The sequence below is a fragment of the Salarchaeum japonicum genome (assembly GCF_020614395.1).
Lineage (GTDB): Archaea > Halobacteriota > Halobacteria > Halobacteriales > Halobacteriaceae > Salarchaeum > Salarchaeum japonicum.
Window position 1 is genome coordinate 1,649,583 of sequence record NZ_CP085324.1, and the last position, 16,027, is coordinate 1,665,609.

At 69.2% G+C, this 16,027-nt stretch carries 19 protein-coding genes and 1 pseudogene; 13 read left to right on the plus strand and 7 right to left on the minus strand.

The features are described from left to right. The first annotated feature begins 65 nt into the window (after positions 1 to 65). The 3 genes and pseudogenes from LI334_RS09275 (at position 66) to LI334_RS09285 (ending at position 784) form a co-directional block, all read left to right on the plus strand. Positions 66 to 443, plus strand: a complete 378-nt coding sequence (locus LI334_RS09275; protein ID WP_227260394.1) for a tautomerase — start codon at positions 66 to 68, stop codon at positions 441 to 443. Beyond that, positions 436 to 570 (plus strand): annotated as a pseudogene (locus LI334_RS13125) (carbohydrate kinase); the annotation flags it as partial. The gene LI334_RS09275 and the pseudogene LI334_RS13125, both read left to right, overlap by 8 nt. A 31-nt stretch (positions 571 to 601) precedes the next feature. Continuing rightward, positions 602 to 784 carry a hypothetical protein gene (locus LI334_RS09285; RefSeq protein ID WP_227260396.1) on the plus strand — a complete coding sequence of 61 codons (183 nt, stop codon included), beginning with the start codon at positions 602 to 604 and terminating at the stop codon, positions 782 to 784. Here LI334_RS09285 and LI334_RS09290 read toward each other — a convergent pair. Continuing rightward, the gene (locus LI334_RS09290) at positions 781 to 1,065 is read right to left on the minus strand and encodes a hypothetical protein (RefSeq protein ID WP_227260398.1); all 285 of its coding nucleotides are present in this window, start codon (positions 1,063 to 1,065) and stop codon (positions 781 to 783) included. The genes LI334_RS09285 and LI334_RS09290 overlap by 4 nt on opposite strands. A gap of 40 nt (positions 1,066 to 1,105) precedes the next feature. Next, positions 1,106 to 2,482, minus strand: coding sequence for an NAD(P)/FAD-dependent oxidoreductase (locus LI334_RS09295; protein WP_227260400.1), 1,377 nt, complete (start codon positions 2,480 to 2,482; stop codon positions 1,106 to 1,108). A gap of 89 nt (positions 2,483 to 2,571) precedes the next feature. On the opposite strand from LI334_RS09295, the gene LI334_RS09300 reads away from it, so the two are divergent. Further along, positions 2,572 to 2,769, plus strand: a complete 198-nt coding sequence (locus LI334_RS09300) for a hypothetical protein (protein WP_227260402.1) — start codon at positions 2,572 to 2,574, stop codon at positions 2,767 to 2,769. Position 2,770: 1 nt separating this feature from the next. Here the strand turns inward: LI334_RS09300 and LI334_RS09305 are convergent, their stop codons facing one another. Then, positions 2,771 to 4,018 (minus strand): Glu/Leu/Phe/Val family dehydrogenase, encoded by a 1,248-nt coding sequence (locus tag LI334_RS09305; protein ID WP_227260404.1) that lies wholly within the window; start codon positions 4,016 to 4,018, stop codon positions 2,771 to 2,773. Between the two features lie 305 nt (positions 4,019 to 4,323). Here LI334_RS09305 and LI334_RS09310 point away from each other — a divergent pair, with 305 nt between their 5' ends. The 6 genes from LI334_RS09310 (at position 4,324) to LI334_RS09335 (ending at position 10,202) form a co-directional block, all read left to right on the plus strand. Continuing rightward, on the plus strand, positions 4,324 to 5,046 hold the full coding sequence (locus LI334_RS09310) for a glycerophosphodiester phosphodiesterase (protein WP_227260406.1): 723 nt from the start codon (positions 4,324 to 4,326) through the stop codon (positions 5,044 to 5,046). 25 nt (positions 5,047 to 5,071) lie between these two features. Then, on the plus strand, positions 5,072 to 5,821 hold the full coding sequence (locus LI334_RS09315) for a ribonuclease H-like domain-containing protein (RefSeq protein WP_227260408.1): 750 nt from the start codon (positions 5,072 to 5,074) through the stop codon (positions 5,819 to 5,821). Positions 5,822 to 5,884: 63 nt separating this feature from the next. Continuing rightward, on the plus strand, positions 5,885 to 7,144 hold the full coding sequence (locus LI334_RS09320) for a Dyp-type peroxidase (protein WP_227260410.1): 1,260 nt from the start codon (positions 5,885 to 5,887) through the stop codon (positions 7,142 to 7,144). Further along, on the plus strand, positions 7,141 to 8,205 hold the full coding sequence (locus tag LI334_RS09325; protein WP_227260413.1) for a DUF7350 domain-containing protein: 1,065 nt from the start codon (positions 7,141 to 7,143) through the stop codon (positions 8,203 to 8,205). The genes LI334_RS09320 and LI334_RS09325 overlap by 4 nt, the downstream gene beginning before the upstream one ends. Before the next feature lie 39 nt (positions 8,206 to 8,244). Then, the gene (locus LI334_RS09330; RefSeq protein WP_227260415.1) at positions 8,245 to 9,222 is read left to right on the plus strand and encodes a deoxyhypusine synthase; all 978 of its coding nucleotides are present in this window, start codon (positions 8,245 to 8,247) and stop codon (positions 9,220 to 9,222) included. A gap of 656 nt (positions 9,223 to 9,878) precedes the next feature. Next, a complete protein-coding gene (locus LI334_RS09335; protein ID WP_227260417.1) occupies positions 9,879 to 10,202 on the plus strand; it encodes a DUF5789 family protein in 324 nt (107 codons plus the stop codon). 140 nt (positions 10,203 to 10,342) lie between these two features. Here the strand turns inward: LI334_RS09335 and LI334_RS09340 are convergent, their stop codons facing one another. Genes LI334_RS09340 through LI334_RS09355 form a run of 4 tightly spaced genes read right to left on the minus strand, consistent with a single transcriptional unit; the run spans position 10,343 to position 13,970 of the window. Next, positions 10,343 to 11,359, minus strand: coding sequence for a PfkB family carbohydrate kinase (locus LI334_RS09340; RefSeq protein ID WP_227260419.1), 1,017 nt, complete (start codon positions 11,357 to 11,359; stop codon positions 10,343 to 10,345). A 29-nt stretch (positions 11,360 to 11,388) separates the two neighbouring features. Beyond that, positions 11,389 to 12,066, minus strand: a complete 678-nt coding sequence (locus LI334_RS09345; RefSeq protein WP_227260421.1) for a phosphoglycolate phosphatase — start codon at positions 12,064 to 12,066, stop codon at positions 11,389 to 11,391. A 31-nt stretch (positions 12,067 to 12,097) separates the two neighbouring features. After that, the gene (locus LI334_RS09350; protein WP_227260422.1) at positions 12,098 to 12,832 is read right to left on the minus strand and encodes a DICT sensory domain-containing protein; all 735 of its coding nucleotides are present in this window, start codon (positions 12,830 to 12,832) and stop codon (positions 12,098 to 12,100) included. 43 nt (positions 12,833 to 12,875) lie between these two features. Then, positions 12,876 to 13,970, minus strand: a complete 1,095-nt coding sequence (locus LI334_RS09355) for an aminopeptidase P family protein (protein ID WP_227260424.1) — start codon at positions 13,968 to 13,970, stop codon at positions 12,876 to 12,878. Positions 13,971 to 14,080: 110 nt separating this feature from the next. On the opposite strand from LI334_RS09355, the gene LI334_RS09360 reads away from it, so the two are divergent. Genes LI334_RS09360 through LI334_RS09370 form a run of 3 tightly spaced genes read left to right on the plus strand, consistent with a single transcriptional unit; the run spans position 14,081 to position 15,978 of the window. Beyond that, positions 14,081 to 14,494 (plus strand): Hsp20/alpha crystallin family protein, encoded by a 414-nt coding sequence (locus LI334_RS09360; RefSeq protein WP_227260426.1) that lies wholly within the window; start codon positions 14,081 to 14,083, stop codon positions 14,492 to 14,494. Between the two features lie 42 nt (positions 14,495 to 14,536). Then, on the plus strand, positions 14,537 to 14,782 hold the full coding sequence (locus LI334_RS09365) for a hypothetical protein (RefSeq protein WP_227260428.1): 246 nt from the start codon (positions 14,537 to 14,539) through the stop codon (positions 14,780 to 14,782). Then, positions 14,779 to 15,978, plus strand: coding sequence for an MFS transporter (locus LI334_RS09370; protein WP_227260429.1), 1,200 nt, complete (start codon positions 14,779 to 14,781; stop codon positions 15,976 to 15,978). Before LI334_RS09365 ends, LI334_RS09370 begins: the two co-directional genes overlap by 4 nt. Positions 15,979 to 16,027 lie beyond the last annotated feature (49 nt).

The following is a 16,027-nucleotide window of genomic DNA, read 5'->3' on the forward strand; positions in this document are numbered from 1 at the left end:
CGGCCAGCCACTTAGCCCCCTCGTCGGCCGCAGGGCTATTGGCGACGTAGCCCCCGCTCCCGGGTATGCCACTGCTCGCCGTCGACGCCGACTTCGAGATACCCGACGCGGACGCCGACGCGCTCACGGAGCGCCTCACCGAACTCTACAGCGACCACATGGCCACCGGCACCGGCCACGTCGCCGTCGCCGTACGCGACGACCAACACCTCTCGCTCGGCCGCGCCACCGACGGCCCCCTGTTATTCCTGCAGGCGGACGTCCGGGAGGGCCGGTCGTTCGACCGCCGCCGCGCGTTCGCGCTCGCCGCGATGGACGAGGCCCGCGACCGCTTCGGCGTTCCAGAGCCGAACCTGAAAGTCGCGTTCACCGAACACGCCGGCGACGACCTGATGGGGTACGACCGCGTCGGCGGCGCGTGGTCGCCCGAGGAGGATGCCTGACGTACTCGTCGCGGGCGAGACGCTCGTCGACCTCGTCCCCGACAGCCCCCGGCCGCTCCCCGACGTGGAGTCGTTCGCGCGGCGCGCGGGCGGCGCGCCCGCGAACGTCGCCCTCCCCGTAGAAAGACAGTTAGTGGATACGCAAGAACGCCCCGTGTATGTCGGACGACGCCCTCCTCCGCTCCATCCGCCGCTGGCTGGTCGTGCTCGCGTTCCTCGTAGACCTCGTCCTGCTCGCCGCCGCCAATGGCACGCCGCTCGCGCTGTTCGCGGCGTTCGTCGGCGTCCTCCTCCTCGTTCGGTTACTCTGGTCGTTCCTCGCGATGTTCGACGAGGCCTAGATTACGTCGTCGGGGTCGTGGTCGGCGCGCATCCGCTGGGCTTCGGCGGCGTACTGCTCGCGCTCGTCCGGGTCGGTCACGCGCCCGAGGTTCTCCGGGTCGGCGTCCACGGCGGCCGTGGTGTCGCGGCGGTCGCCGAAGCTGGTGAGCGCGCGCTCCTTCCGGAAGTACCGCTCGCCGTCCGGCGTCGCGTACGTGAGGATGATGAGGTTCTGTTCGTCGTCCGAGTACGTGCGTTCGACGAGCCACACGCGAACCGGTTCGTTTTCGGTCGTGTTCATACGAGAAATCGGGGACGCGGACGGAAGGCCGTGTCGCCGCCTAGTACTGGTACTCGTCCTGGCGGAGCTGGACGTACCCGCCGTTCGCGAACTTCTTCTTCGTCTTCCGATAACTCCGGTAGAGCTTGAGGCCGTGCACGCCGACGCTCGCGGTCTTCCGACTGATGAGCGACCCGCCCGTGGACTTTTCGAGGATGCGCCGCGTCACGTCGAACGTCTTGTCCCAGTCGTCGGGGCCGTAGTCCTTCACCACGTCCGCGATGGCGACGTTCCGCAGGAGTTCGTCCCCGATGGCTTCCTTCCACGCCTCGTTGTACTCGTGGAGCATGCCCTCGGCGGCGTACTCGCCGGCGAGCGCGCCCGTCCGCATCGCGACGTGGTCGCCGCCCTCGTGGAACGCCGACGTTGTGCCCATCGCGCCGCCCGCGACCGCGATGTTCGCCTCCGTCGGGGAGTCGATGGGGCGCGTGCTCGAAATCGAATAGGTCTCCGTCCCTTTGGACTTCCCGTACCCCTCCTCGATGACGGGGAAGTCCTCCTCGATGTCGTACTCGTCGCCGTACACCTCTTCGAGGAGGCGTCGAATGTACTCCTTCCCGGACGGAATCTGGTCGTCGTCCTCCCGCAGGAGGCGGTACGCCGATTTGTCGAAGTCGTCGATGTCCATCCCGATGGGCATCGTCAGGCCGACGCGCCCGACGTTGTCCCGGTTCGGGAAGATCCAGGGGTACGCGGTCTCGCCCGGCATCCAGCCCCACCAGAACTTGATGTTGTGCTTCTCGAACACCTCCTCGGGGATCTCCCGGTACTCCTGGTAGGCGATGTGGTTCACCGTGCGCGGCGACAAGACCTCGGAGGCCGCGCGGTCTTCGGGCAGGTACTGGTCGAGGACGGGCATCGTCACCTGGCGCTGCGGGCCGTCCGCGAGAATCACGTACTCCGCCTCGACCTCGCTCCCGTCCGCGAGCGTGAGCGTGTGCGACGGCTCGCCCGAGAGATCGGTTTCGACGTTCCGCACGCTCGTCCCGACACGGTACTCCGCTCCCGCGTCCTCCGCGCGACTGCGGAGCCAGTCGTCGAGGCGCGCGCGGTGGAACGTGAACCCGAACTCGTCGTAGGAGGACTCGATGCCCGTCCGGGTCACTTCCACCGTCTCCGACGGCCCGATGAACTCCGCCTTGTCGAGGCGGTGCTGGTAGACGCCCTCGGGCATCGCCTCGACGTCCAGTTCCGCGATGTCAACCCAGTAGTCGAGGAAGCCCGCGGCGTCCGTCGAATCCGGCCCCAGTTCGGGGCGGTCCGCGCGCGGCACTCCCTTCTCGAACACCACGGCGTCAGCGCCGTGCTCCGCCGCCGTTCGGGCGGCCGACGACCCCGCCGGCCCGCCGCCGACGACCGCCACGTCCACTCGTTCCATACTCCGACATTCGGATACGACGTTAAAAGTATTCGAGATTCAACGCAGTCACCGCGGGGTTTACGTGACAGTCCACGAATACACGCTGTATGGACAGAGGGCGCGCCATCTACCGGTTCGCCGAACTCTACGTCGCGACCCTCGTGTTCGCCGCGCTCCTCACCGCCGGCTGGCTCGCCCTCCCGAACATCGCCGGCGCGCCCGAGCTCGCCGGCGTCTGGTTCGCCGTCGGCGGGTTCGGCATGCTCGTCCTCCTCCTCATCGTCTTCGGCTACCTCACGCGGTAGCTCACGGGAACAGCCCGCGGTACTCGTGCGCGCTCGCGACGCGCTCCATCGCGATGGTGTACGCGGCCGTGCGGAGGTCGGGGATGTCCTTCTCGTCGTAGACGCCGACCATCTCGTCGAACGCCATCGTCATGCGGTCGCGGAGGTCGTCGTTCACGTCTTCGAGGTCCCAGGAGTACTGCTGGGTGTTCTGCACCCACTCCAGGTAGGAGACGATGACGCCGCCGGCGTTCGCGAGGATGTCGGGGACGACGGGCACGTCGCGCTCCACGAGGACGCTGGACGCGTCGAACGTCGTCGGGCCGTTCGCGGCCTCGATGACCACGTCCGCGCGCAGGTCTTCCGCGACGTCGGTGGTGATGACGTCCTCGATGGCGGCGGGGATGAGGGCGTTCACGTCGAGGCGGAGGAGGTCGTCGTTCGTGATGCGCTTTGCGTTCTCGTACTCGGAGAACGTCTTCCCGTCCGCGACGTGCGCGGCCACGTCCTCGATGTCGAGGCCGTCCGGGTCGTAGATGCCGCCCGTCACGTCGCTGACGGCGACGACGTTCGCGCCGCGTTCGGTGAGGAGCTGGGCGGCGACGCCGCCGACGTTCCCGAAGCCCTGGATGGCGACGCTCGCGCCCTCCAGGTCGGCGTCGAGATACTGGAACGTCTCCTCGGTGATGATGGTGACGCCGCGACCGGTCGCCTCGACGCGGCCCGCGGTCCCGCCGACTTCGAGCGGCTTCCCGGTGACGACGTTCGGCACCGCGTACCCCTGGTAGACGGAGTACGTGTCCATTATCCACGCCATCGTCCGCGCGTCCGTGTTGATGTCGGGCGCGGGGATGTCCATCTCGGGGCCGATCATGCGGCGGATGCCCTCGGTGTAGCGGCGGGTGAGCTGTTCGATTTCGCCGTCGGAGAGCTCCTTGGGTTCGCAGACGATGCCGCCCTTCGCGCCGCCGAACGGGAGGTCGACGAGCGCGGTCTTCCACGTCATCCAGCCGGCGAGCGCCTCGACCTCGCCCATGGAGACGCCGGGGTGGTAGCGGATGCCGCCCTTGTAGGGGCCGCGCGAGCTGTCGAACTGACAGCGGTAGCCGTCGTAGACCTCGACGTGGCCGTCGTCGTGCTCGACGGGGAGGCTGACCTTCTGGGTGCGCTCCGGCGACTTGAGCCGTTCGTAGATGTTGTCGGGGATGTCAACGTACTCGCGGGCGCGATCCATCTGCGCCAGCATGTTGTCGAGCGGACTGTCTGCCATGCCGGTAAGGCTTACACGAACCCATAAGGGCATATCGGACCTCCGCCCGGTGTGTGAAGGAGTGGCGCGGGCGGAGGGTGGTAGACACCGTGCCTCTGGTGGCGCGGCGACCGAACCCATCCACGCGGCCGTCCGCGACACCGGGGGGGTGTTCCGCGGCGACCGCGTCCGGTCAGCGCGCCACGAGTACTCGGAGGGGCGGGCGGACGTTATAGGGTCGTGATTGTCGAACACCGTTCAGACCGTTTACCGGCCGTGAACGGTCGCCCGACAGGACTTTGACCGCCCGCGTCCGTGGTGTTGGTATGTTCGGTCGCGCCCTCGGAACGGTCGTCGAGCAGGCGCTCGACGCGCTCCCGGGACCGGCGGCGCGCGGCGTCCGCCTCGTCGCCCACCGGGGGTTCGCGAGCGTCAACCCCGAGAACACAACGCACGCGGTGACGCGAACCGCCGGCGCGGACGCGGTGGAGGTGGACGTGCGACGCGCGTCCTCGGGCGAGGTCGTGGTGTGCCACGACGCGACCGTCGATAGAGTCACGGACGGCACGGGCCGCGTCGAACGCCTGAGCGCGGGCGAACTCGGCGCGCTGTCCGTGCACGACAGCGGCGCGGGCGTCCCGACGCTCGCCGCCCTCCTGGACGCCGTGCCCGAGCGCGTGGCCGTGAACGTCGAACTGAAGGAGCGCGGCCTCGGGAGCGACGTGGACGCCGCCGCCGACCGCGTCGAGAACGACGTGTGGGTGTCCGCGTTCGACCCGGTCGCGCTCCGGGACTCCTCGCTCCCGCGCGCGCTCCTCTTCGACCGCAACCCCCGGGAGAACCTCGCTATCGCGGACGAACTCGACTGCACGGCGGTTCACCCGAGCGTCGCGCTCTGCCTCGGCACGCGCACCGTCCGGCGGGCGCACGCGCGCGGGTTCGACGTGAACGCGTGGACCGTGGACGCCCCCGGGGTCGCGTGGGCGCTCGCCCGCCGGGGGGTGGACGGCGTCATCGCCGACCGCCCGACCGTCGTGCGTCAACCCTAAATCCGGGAATCGCCCACTCCGTGGTATGCGAATCGAGAACTCGTTCATCGCCGCCGACGGCGTGGGCGAGAAGACGGAACGACGCCTCTGGCGGGACGGCGCGACCCACTGGGACGAGTTCGACCCCGGGATGGTCGGCGAGAAGACGGGCGAACGCATCCAGTCCTACATCCGGGACGCGCGGCGGGCGCTCGACGACGACGACACCCGCGCGCTCGCCGAAACCCTCCCCTCGGGCAGTCTGTGGCGGCTGTACGAGAACGTCCGGGACGACGCGGCGTTCTTCGACATCGAGACCACCGGCCTGGACGCGGCGACGAACGACGTGACGACGGTGAGCGTCCACCGCGGCGGCGACACCACCACGCTCGTGCAGGGCCGCGACCTCACCGCGGACGCGCTCGAACGCGAACTCGGGGACGCGTCGATGGTCGTCTCGTTCAACGGCAAGCGCTTCGACCAGCCGTTCCTGGAGACGAACTTCGACCTCGACCTCGATGCGCCCCACCTCGACCTGATGTACGTCTGCAAGCGCCTCGGGCTCTCCGGCGGCCTCAAGGAAATCGAGAACGACCTCGGCGTCGGCCGCGAGGGAGTGGAGGACGTGGACGGCCGGGAGGCCGTGCGTCTCTGGAAGCGCTACCAGCGACAGGGGGACGACGCCGCGCTCGACCGCCTCGTGACGTACAACCGCCTCGACACGGAGAACCTCCGCGTGATTCTGGACGACGTTTCGGGTCGCCTGCACGACGACGTGTTCGCGCGCCACGTCTGAGCCGATTCCCGGTTCCTGGAACCGACCGCACCCCCCTTACGTTCCGAGAGTATACCGTCGGGTATGTCTCAGGAACGACGCGGCATCCCGCGCCGGGAGTTCGTGAAGTCCGCGGTCGCCATCGGGGGCGCGTCCGCGCTCGCGGCCTGCCTCGACCGGTCGCCCGGCCCGATTCCGACGGGTACCGACGACCCCGCGGCGCTCCCGGAGCGCCAGCACGCGTGGAACGGCGCGCTCGCGGTTGACGACGCGGGGAACGCGCTGAACGCCCGCCACCACGTCCTCCTCCTCCTCGACTACACGGGCGACGGAAAACCCACGGACGCCGACCGCGAGACCGTCGAGGCCGCGCTCCGGTCGCTCGAACGCGCGTACGAACACAGCAACGAGGGACTCCTGTTCACGCTCGGGTACTCGCGGGCGTACTTCGACCGGTACGACGCCGCGCCCGCGGGCGTCGACCTCCCGCGGCCGGAGGCGCTCGCGCCGTTCGAAGACCCCGACGCCGACACGCCGGACGCCGTCCTCCATCTCGCGAGCGACCGCGGGGACGCCCTCCTCGGCGCGGAGGAAGCGCTCCGCGGGAACCAATCGGAGGCGAACGGCGTCGAGACCACGAGCTGGGAGGGCGTGTTCACGGTCGCGGGCCGCCGCACGGGATTCGTCGGGAGCGGCCTCCCCGCCGAACACGACGACGTGTCGGGCGTTCCCGAGGGCGCGGTGGACGAGGACTCGCCGCTCTACATGGGATTCAAGTCCGGATTCCGGGGCGCGCAGGCGAGCGAAGACCGCGTCACCATCCAGTCCGGGCCGTTCGCGGGCGGCGCGACCCAGCACGCGAGCTACATCGAACTCAACCTCGACCAGTGGTACGAGCAGGACTCGCGCTACCAGCGCGTCGCGAAGATGTTCTGCCCCGCGCACGCCGAGAACGACCGCGTCGAGGGCGTCGGCGAGAACCTCGGGGCGAGCAGCGGCGTCGCGTCCTGCGAAGCGCCCGAGAAAACGGCGCGCGAGCAGGGCGTCGTCGGGCACTCCCAGAAGATGGAGGGCGTGCGCGAGGACGGGTCGCCCCTCATCCTCCGCCGCGACTTCGACTCGACGGACGGCGGGCGCGCCGGCCTCCACTTCGTCAGCCTCCAGCGCGACATCGGCGAGTTCGTGGAGACCCGGGAGGCGATGAACGGGACGGACGCCGCCGAGGAGTCCGCGGTCGGCCAGCGAAACAACAACGGGATTCTCCAGTACATGAACGTCGTGAGTCGCGGGAACTACCTCCTGCCGCCGCGTTCCGAGCGCGCGCTCCCGAGGGCCGAACCGTGAACCGCCGTCGCTTCCTCGCGGCCGCCGGCGTCTCGGGAACCGTGGGGCTCGCGGGCTGTCTGGACGCGCTCGGGTTCGGCCGGCAGTCCTCGCCGTACGCGCCGCCGCTCGTCGAAGACCGGCCCGACGCCGTCTACTACCCGACGCACGTCGAGGGGATGAAATCGTTCGGCACCGCGACGGACGGCCCCTACAAGTGCGCGCTGACGTACAGCTACCCGCATCGGTTCTGGCTCCTCACCAGCAATCCCGACGACCCGACGAACAAGGTCGGAATCAGGAGCGAGGACTCGATGCACGTGATGCCGGTCGTCTGGCACGAGGAGACGGGCGTCGTCCCGCCCGCGGCGAACCCGAGCGTTGAGTTCGCGCTCGCGGACGGCGACGAGTCCGTGCCGTCGGTGTCGCCGTGGCCGATGCTCTCCCAGCCGATGGGCGTCCACTTCGGGGACAACGTCGCGCTCCCCCGGAACGGCGACTACACCGCGACCGTCCGCGTCGCGTTCGGCTCCACGAAACGCACCGGCGCGCTCGCGGACGCCCCGGACGCCGCCGAGTTCGCGTTCGAGTTCACGTACCTCGCGGAGCGCGTGGACACCATCGCGTACCGGACGCTCGACGACGCGGGCGAGCGCGGCGCGGTCGAACCCATGCAGATGGACGTCCCGGTGAACCAGCTCGCCCCGCCCGCGGAGCTACCCGGCAGTCTGGTCGGCACGGGAACGAGCGGCGACGCCGACGTGGCGGTGGTCGTCGCGGACGACGCCGCGCGCTTCGGCGGCCGGGAGTCCGAGCGCTACCTCGCCGTCTCCCCGCGCACGCCCTACAACCGCTTCCCGCTCCCGCTGGCGTCTGTCTCCGCGACGGCGACCACCGGGGGCGAGACTGTTCACGACGGCCCGCTGACCGCGACGCTCGACCCCGAGCTCGGCTATCACTACGGCGCGCCCGTCGCCGACGCGCCCGACGAGGTCGCGGTGTCGTTCGACGCGCCGCCGCAGGTCGCGCGCCACGAGGGCTACGAGACCGCGTTCCTCGACATGCCCACCGTGTCGGTGTAGTTTCAGGGAGTTCAAGCCCTTCGACGCGTACTACTCGATATGAGCGACGACGACAGCCACGAGCACGTCGTGCCCGGGTCCGAGGAGGAACTCGACTCGGCGGACGTGCGCGGCTACGACTTCCGCGGCGACTTCGACTTCTTCGAGATGCTCGACTCGTACGAGACCACGGGCTTCCAGGCCACGCACCTCGCGCAGGCCGTGGACATCGCGCGCGACATGCGCGACGACGACGTGACCACCTACCTCACGCTCACCTCGAACATCGTCTCCTCCGGCCTGCGAGAGACGGTCGCCTACCTCGTCCGCGAGGGCTTCGTGGACGTCATCATCACCACCTCCGGCTCCATCACCGAGGACGTCATCAAGACCGCGAAGCCGTTCAAGATGGGCGAGTGGGACGCCGACGAAGCCGAGCTCCGCGAACGCGGCATCAACAGACTCGGGAACATCTTCGTGCCCTCCGACCGGTACGTCTGGCTGGAGGAGTACCTGAACGACTTCTTCGAGGACTTCTTCGCCGACGAGAAAATCCGCACGCCGACCGAGTTCTCGAAGGAACTCGGGGAGACGCTGGACGACGAGGACTCCATCCTGAAGAACGCCGCCGACCAGGACGTGCCCATCTTCTGTCCCGCGCTCACCGACGCCGAGGTCGGGAACTTCCTCTACTACTACCGGCAGGGCTACGACTCGGAGGTCGGCATCGAGATTCTGGACGACTACGATTCGCTCATCGAACACGGCCTGCTCGCGGAGGAGACCGGTCTCATCGCGGTCGGCGCGGGCGTTCCGAAGCACCACGCCATCATGACGAACCTCTTCCGCGGCGGCGCAGACCACGCCGTCTACATCTCCACGGGCATGGAGGGCGACGGCTCGCTCTCCGGCGCGCCGCCCGAGGAAGCCGTCTCCTGGGGGAAAATCAAGGACGACGACACGAACTACGTCCAGATAGAGGCGGAAGCCACGCTGGTCTTCCCCCTGCTCGTCGCCGGCGCGTTCAAGCGCGACTAATCGTGAAAGTGTACTGGACGCCACAGAGCGAGTAGGGGGAGACGCGCACCGGCGACCCACAGTATGCGTCGATACATTCGAATACAGTAATAACAATACAAAATAATTTATACTTAGATACTATTGGTAAAATATGAACCGGCGCAGTGTACTCGTTGCAACTGGTGCAGCGACGGCCGGTCTCGTTACCACAAGCGGCTGCCTCAGCCGTTCCAACAAGGATTCTCGTGCGAAATTATGCTTTGTGCGGGTATTCAACGAAGACGACCAGCCCCGGACGCTTGAGTTCGCCGTGGAAGCACCCAGCGAAGACGGGGCCGGAACGACAGACGTATTCGTGGACTCCTACGATCTCGAGCCTGGCTCATTGAGGCGCATAGAGCCAGACGTAGGCGCCAGCGGTCAATACGTAGTTCGAGCCTCCTCCGAAAGCGAGACAGTCCGTGTTTCGTTGTCAGAGAAGGTGGCTAATGCGGAGGGACAGCCCGAGGGGATCGCGTTGACCTTTCGGATGGTCAGCGGCGACCCCTTACCGTGGGACTGGACGATATTCCCGGAGTGTTGACGGCGACACGGGAAGCATAACCAATTCTGTATCGCCGTATTCGGTTTATAGTGCGTAGCGTTTTCGGTGGTGGCGCTCCACGCCCCGGGTGATGGCTGCGCGACCACCGATGACTGACGACGGGGAGGAACCGGACGCGGTGGCGTTCGGTATCGCGGCGGTGGACGAACACCTCGAGAGTATCGACTGGCCGGCGACGCCGTCGGAAATCACGGCGGCGACCGGCGACCCGGAGGTTCCGTACGAGGCGAGCGGGCGGACGCTCGCGCTCTCCGAGGCGCTCGACGAGACGGGCAGAGCGGAGTTCGAGTCACGCCGGGACTTGCTCGACGCCCTGCATCCGGTGTTCGAGGAGCACCGGCAGTCCGCGGGGCCGGGCATCCTCTCGTGGCTCCGGAACGCCCTGCCGGTTTAACCGTTCTCGCGTCCTCCACTCTCGTATGACCGTTCTCGATATCGAGTGTCCGGACTGCGGGCGGGTGGAATCGGTTCGAAAGGAAGGGGTGGGCCGGTACAAGTGCGCGGAGTGCGGACGGGAGTTCTCGCGGGCCGACCTCAGTCGATGAACGCGCGGAGGGCGTCGGGGTCGGCGGTCTCCCCGCGTATCGCGTAGTGGGCGGCGCAGGCGTTCGCGAGCGCGAGCGACTCCACCCAGGAGCCGTCGGCGGCGCGAGCGTGTGCGAGACCCGCGCTGAACCGGTCGCCAGCGCCCGTGAATCGAACCGGGTCGCTCGTCGGTTCGTTCGGCACGAACGCGAGCACGTCCCGGGTGGCGGCGACGGCGTGTTCGACCTCGTGGATGACGAACGCGTCAGCGCCGAGCGCGTCGCGAACGCCGCTCGCGAGCGACGCGTCGTCGTCGAAGGACGTGTCGAGCGCGTCCGCGAGGAACTCGGCTTCCCCGCGGTTCGCGCTCACGACGACCTCGTAGCGGTCGGTGAGCGCGCTGACGGCGTCCGCGAACCCCGGAACCGTAGCGGGGTCGATGACGGTCACGTCGCCGGGGTCGAGGACGAGCACGCCGCCGTCGGGGTCGCGCTCGCGGAGTTCTCGAAGGGCGTCGGTCGCGTGGGGGAAGGACGCCCAGTTCGTCCACACGACGGCGTCCGCGGCGAGCGCGTCGTCGAGGCGGGGGCCGAGCGCGCGTTCGAGCGTTTCGAAGCGCCACGTCTCGATGCCCGTGGACTCCTCGGTGAGCATCACCGCGTCCGACTCGAACTCGTAGATATCGACGTGAGCGGGCGCGCCCATCGAGTACGCGTCGAACGGGAGCGTCTCGAAGATGTCGTGGTCGAGGTGGCCGGCGAGCGTGAGGTCGTCGGCGAGCGCGTGGAACTGGAGCGCGGCGTTCACCGCCTGCCCGCCGGGGTCGGTGGTTTGGTGCTCGACGTAGAACGACTTCGCCTCGCCCGCGGCGATGCGGCGGCCGAACGACTCCCGGGAGCGCACCGCGCCCGCCCGGTCTTCGACCGTGTACCGGCGGTCGACGCTCCCGTCGGGGAGGGCGGTCGCGGTGACGGACGCGTCCAGCACGCCGCGCGCGTCCGCGAGGCGGCCCGTGCGTTCGTCCATACGCGTCCCGGGGGCTTCCGCGGGGTTAACTATTCGGCCAGCGCGGCGTCCACGGCGTCGAGGAAGCCGTCCGCGTACGCGCCCGCGACGACGTGGTCGGCGGCGGCCTTCGCGTCGTCGTCCGCGTTCGCCACCGCGTACCCCGTGCCGACGGCTTCGAGTAGCTCCACGTCGTTCGCGGAGTCCCCGACGGCGACGAAGTCTCCCATCGCGTAGTCGAGGTCGGCGACGAGGGATTCGAGCGCGCGACCCTTGTGCATGCCGGGGGATTTCACGTGGTACGCGAACCCGGTGTCCACGACGTGCAGGCCGTGTTTTTCCGCTATTTCGCGGAGGGGGGCGAGCGGCTGGTCGCGGCTCACCGCGACCTCGGTCTCCCGCCAGCGGTTCACCAGGTCCACGTCGCCCCAGCCAAGACTGTGGCCGCGCGCGACGTACTCGTCCACCACGTCCTGGGCGGCCTCGCGGTCGCCGTGGAAGTGTAATCGGTCGCGGTCGCGGTCGTAGGAGACGCCGCCGTTCTCCGCGACGACGCGCTCCGGCACGCCGATAAACCCGCAGAGCGCGACCGGATACGGGAGCGCCTTCCCCGTCGCGACGACGACGGGCGCGTCCCACTCGCGGAGCACGTCGAGCACGCGGGAGTCGATGGAGCGGTCGGCGCGACTGAGCGTGCCGTCGATATCGACGGCGAGCGGCGGAACCATATCCACTCCTGTGCCGGCCGCGAGAAAAACCCTATGCGCCGAGGCCGCCAGCGTGCACGTAGTCCAGGAACTCGTCCACGATGCTCGCGTCGTACGTCCAGAATCCGTGGAAGGTGCCGTCGTCGCGCTCGCTCGCGATGAGCGCGAGCTTCCGCGAATCCCGGCCGTCCCCGTCGTACACGACGAACCACGACTCCCGAACCTCCCGCACGTCGTCCGTGTGGAACGTGAGGTCGAGCTCGCGCTGGGGGCGCTCCCAGTCCGGAAGCCCGTACACGTGCACGTCGAGGCCGCTCCGTGCAAGCTGGGTGTAGACGCTCCACTGGTCGTCCATCTTCGAGAGCGACTGGAACCCCACGCGGAGTTCGCCGCGGCCGACGTTGTACGCGGCCACCTCGACCTCCCGGGACGCGATTATCATACTGCGTTTGTCGAAGGACGTGAACGTCGTGGTGTCGTCGTGTTCGAGCACCGCGGGGTAGCTGTCGCGCTCGAAGTCGGGATTGGAGACGATACCCGCCTCGAACGCGATGACGGAGTCCACGTCGTCCAGGTCGCTCGCGGCGACCACGTCACCGGCCTCGTGAAGCACGGCGAAGTTCGCGGGAGCGTGCTCGCCGCGGGATTCCGCGACGGTCACGGTGACGCGCTGCGGGCCGAAATAGTCGCGGAGGCGGTCGACGACGCTCTCGTCCAGGGGGTCGTAGACGGTGAGCGTTCGCCCCTCGCTCTCCACGCGTCCGACGAGCGAGCGGATGGAGTCCATCACGTCCGTGTGGGTGCGTGACGGGTATAAATCCGTGGGTCTATCAGGCTCGCCAGTCCCGCGTCGTGCGGTTCAGGCGCTCACAGCCGTCCGCGGTGACGACGACGAGGTCTTCGATGCGGACGCCCCACTCGCCCTCCCGGTAGACGCCGGGTTCGACGCTGAACACCATTCCCTCGCGGAGTTCGCGGTCGTTCCCCGCGACGATGTAGGGTTCCTCGTGCACGTCGAGGCCGACGCCGTGGCCGGTGCGGTGGACGAACTCGTCGCCGAACCCGGCGTCCGCGATGACGTCGCGCGCGGCGGCGTCCACAGTCTCGCAGTCCACGCCGGGTTCGACGGCCTCGACGGCGGCCCGCTGGGCCTCGACGACGGTCTCGTGCGCCGCTCTGTACGATTCGGTCGGCTCGCCGTCGAAGACGACCGTCCGGGTCTGGTCGCTCGGGTAGTGGGCGACGCGCGTCCCGAAGTCGAACACCACGGGGTCGCCGGCCTCGATTTCGCGGTCGCCGTGGTGGTGGTGGGGGAGCGCGGCGTTCGGCCCGGACGCGACGATGGTCTCGAAGGACGTGCCCGTCCCGCCGTGGTGGTCGAGGCGGTCGGAGACGTACCGCGCGAGGTCGGTTTCGGTTCGCCCGACGGCGTCCGCGCCGAGCGCGCGCACGTCCCGCATCGCGGCGTCCGCGGCGTCGCTCGCCCGGCGGATGGCGTCGCGTTCGGCGTCGTCCTTCCGCACGCGGAGCGCGGACAGCACGTCCGTCGCGAGGCCGAACTCGGCGTCCGGGAGCGCCGTCCGGATGTCCATGGAGAACCGCGCCCACATCGTCTCGTCGAGGAGGACGTTCGAGCCGAGGTCGAGGTCGTTCGCGATGGCGCGGACGTGCTCGACGGGGTCGTCGCCATCGCTCCAGACGCGGATGTCGTCCACCCAGGTCTCGTCGCGGAGCTGGTCTTCGTAGAGCGCGGGCGCGAGGAACGCGGCGTCGTCGGGCGTGACGAACAGGAAGAAGTGGCGTTCGCCGGGGGTTTCGTGGAAGCCGCCGAGGTAGTAGAGGTTCGGGCTCGGGAACAGTATCAGGGACTCGTCCGCGTCGAGTCGTTCCTGGCAGGCGCGGGTGCGGCGTTCGAAGGGCGTCATGTCCCGGGGTTCGGCGGCCACGACCTAAATCCGCCCGACCGGCGACGAGCTATCACGTGTCACGACGAGTATATATTCTCGGGACGCCTCTCCAAGGGTGGTGAATAGTGATGAAGAGTAGTCCCTTCGACGAGATGGATCGCATGTTCGAGCAGATGGACCGCGCGTTCGACGACATGCGGGCGCGCTGGAGCAACGAATCCGGTGATTCAGGCGTCTACGGCGGCCTCCACGGCCTGACGCACGACTGGCAGACCACGGACGACGCCCACACGCTCGTCGTCGACCTCCCCGGGTTCGAGCGCGAGGAACTCGACGTGCACGCCGAGGACGGCGTCGTCGTCATCGACGCGGAACACGAAGCCGACGCGGAACACGGCGTCCGCGGGCGACGCGTCCACGAACGCCTCAGCCTCCCCGCTGACGCCGACGTCGAGAACGTCCAGGCGACCTACCGGAACGGCGTGCTCGAACTCGCGTTCGGCCGCACCCACGAATCCGGCCGCCGTATCGACATCCAGTAGTCGGTCGCTACGCTTTTTCCCCCTCGCGCGGAGAGGTGACGTATGGCGTTTCCCTCGTCCCTCACGACTGCGCTGACTTCGCGCCCGAAACAACTCCTCGGAGCCGGGTTCGGCCTGCTCGGCACGGGCCACTTCGCGTTCTGGACGCAGTCCTCCGCCGCGCTCTCCGACGCCGTCGCCGCCGGCGACTACGCGGCCGCGATTGCACCGCTCTCCGAGTACGCCGCCGGCCACCCCGCGTACTTGCTCGCCGTCCTCGCCGGTATCGCGCTCGTGTGGGCGCAGTGAGTACGACCGACTCCTCGCGGAGCTGGCGCGGCGTCACCGCGGTCGCCGCCTGGCAGGTCGTCGCGTCCGCGACGTACTACGCGGTGTTCGCCGCGACCTCCTCGTTCCGCGACACCTACGGATTGAGCGGGTTCGAGGTCGGACTCGTGGTGTCAGTGATGACGCTCGGGTACACGCTCTTCCTCTTCCCGATGGGGGCCGTCGTGGACGCGTACGGCGACCACCCCGCGATGGTCGGCGGCCTCGGCGGCCTCGCTATCGGCGCGGCCGGCGTCGCCGCGTCCGGCGCGGGCCTCCCGCTCGCCGGCACCTACCCCGGCCTGCTCGTCGCCGTGTTCGTCCTCGGGTGCGCGTACGCCACCGGGATGCCCGCGACGAACCGCGCGGTCGCCAGCCGCGCCCCCCGCGGCCGGTACAACCTCGCCGTCGGCCTGAAACAGGTCGGCGTCACCGCCGGGAGCGCCATCAGCGCCGTGTTCGTCACGAACCACCTCGTCGTGCCGACGTGGCCCGCGAGCTTCGCCGTCATCGCCGCCGTCGGCTTCGTCGTCGCCGCCGGGTACGCGCTCACGTTCGACGGCACGGGCGGGAGCGGTCGCATGGAGTTCCCGGACATCCGCGCCATCGCCGCGAACCGCCTCCTGCTCGTCCTCTCGCTCGCCGGGTTCTTCCTCGGGGCCGCCATCTTCACCCTCACCGGGTACACCGTCCCCTACATCGAGGACGCGACGCCCGCGACCACCGCGTTCGCCGGCGCGACGCTCGCCCTGATGCAGGTGTCGGGGAGCGTCGGCCGCATCGGCGCGGGAAGCATCGCAGACCGCATCCGCGGCACCGCCGCGCGCGCCAGCCTCCGCGTCCTCACCGTCCAGGTCGCCGCGGCCGCCGTCCTGTTCTTCGCGCTCCCCGAGGCCAGGGGCGTCTGGCTGCTCGTCGTGTTCGCTGGTCTCGGCCTCGGCCTCCTCGGGTTCACCGGTCTCTACCACGGCGCGGTCACCGCGCTCGCCCCCGAAGGGAAGTCCGGGGCCGCGACCGCCGCCGGCCAGATCACGCTCAACATCGGCGGGCTCGTCGTCCCGCCCCTCTTCGGGCTGGTGGCGGACACCGCCGGCTACACGCTCGGCTGGTACCTGCTCGGCCTCGGCGTCGCCGCCTCCACCGCGATGGTGGTGTTCGCGCTCGCCCGCTACGACTGACCCCTCGTTTCTGGCAGTTTGCGTCTGGAATCACCCGGGCCACGCCGTC

Coding starts and splice junctions, on each gene's coding strand:
- LI334_RS09365 (WP_227260428.1), top strand. CDS start 14,537: ATGGCGTTTCCCTCGTCCCTCACGACTGCGCTGACTTCGCGCCCGAAA.
- LI334_RS09290 (WP_227260398.1), bottom strand. CDS start 1,065: ATGAACACGACCGAAAACGAACCGGTTCGCGTGTGGCTCGTCGAACGC.
- LI334_RS09360 (WP_227260426.1), top strand. CDS start 14,081: ATGAAGAGTAGTCCCTTCGACGAGATGGATCGCATGTTCGAGCAGATG.
- LI334_RS09275 (WP_227260394.1), top strand. CDS start 66: ATGCCACTGCTCGCCGTCGACGCCGACTTCGAGATACCCGACGCGGAC.
- LI334_RS09330 (WP_227260415.1), top strand. CDS start 8,245: ATGAGCGACGACGACAGCCACGAGCACGTCGTGCCCGGGTCCGAGGAG.
- LI334_RS09300 (WP_227260402.1), top strand. CDS start 2,572: ATGGACAGAGGGCGCGCCATCTACCGGTTCGCCGAACTCTACGTCGCG.
- LI334_RS09355 (WP_227260424.1), bottom strand. CDS start 13,970: ATGACGCCCTTCGAACGCCGCACCCGCGCCTGCCAGGAACGACTCGAC.
- LI334_RS09335 (WP_227260417.1), top strand. CDS start 9,879: ATGGCTGCGCGACCACCGATGACTGACGACGGGGAGGAACCGGACGCG.
- LI334_RS09320 (WP_227260410.1), top strand. CDS start 5,885: ATGTCTCAGGAACGACGCGGCATCCCGCGCCGGGAGTTCGTGAAGTCC.
- LI334_RS09345 (WP_227260421.1), bottom strand. CDS start 12,066: ATGGTTCCGCCGCTCGCCGTCGATATCGACGGCACGCTCAGTCGCGCC.
- LI334_RS09295 (WP_227260400.1), bottom strand. CDS start 2,482: ATGGAACGAGTGGACGTGGCGGTCGTCGGCGGCGGGCCGGCGGGGTCG.
- LI334_RS09310 (WP_227260406.1), top strand. CDS start 4,324: ATGTTCGGTCGCGCCCTCGGAACGGTCGTCGAGCAGGCGCTCGACGCG.
- LI334_RS09315 (WP_227260408.1), top strand. CDS start 5,072: ATGCGAATCGAGAACTCGTTCATCGCCGCCGACGGCGTGGGCGAGAAG.
- LI334_RS09305 (WP_227260404.1), bottom strand. CDS start 4,018: ATGGCAGACAGTCCGCTCGACAACATGCTGGCGCAGATGGATCGCGCC.
- LI334_RS09350 (WP_227260422.1), bottom strand. CDS start 12,832: ATGGACTCCATCCGCTCGCTCGTCGGACGCGTGGAGAGCGAGGGGCGA.
- LI334_RS09285 (WP_227260396.1), top strand. CDS start 602: ATGTCGGACGACGCCCTCCTCCGCTCCATCCGCCGCTGGCTGGTCGTG.
- LI334_RS09340 (WP_227260419.1), bottom strand. CDS start 11,359: ATGGACGAACGCACGGGCCGCCTCGCGGACGCGCGCGGCGTGCTGGAC.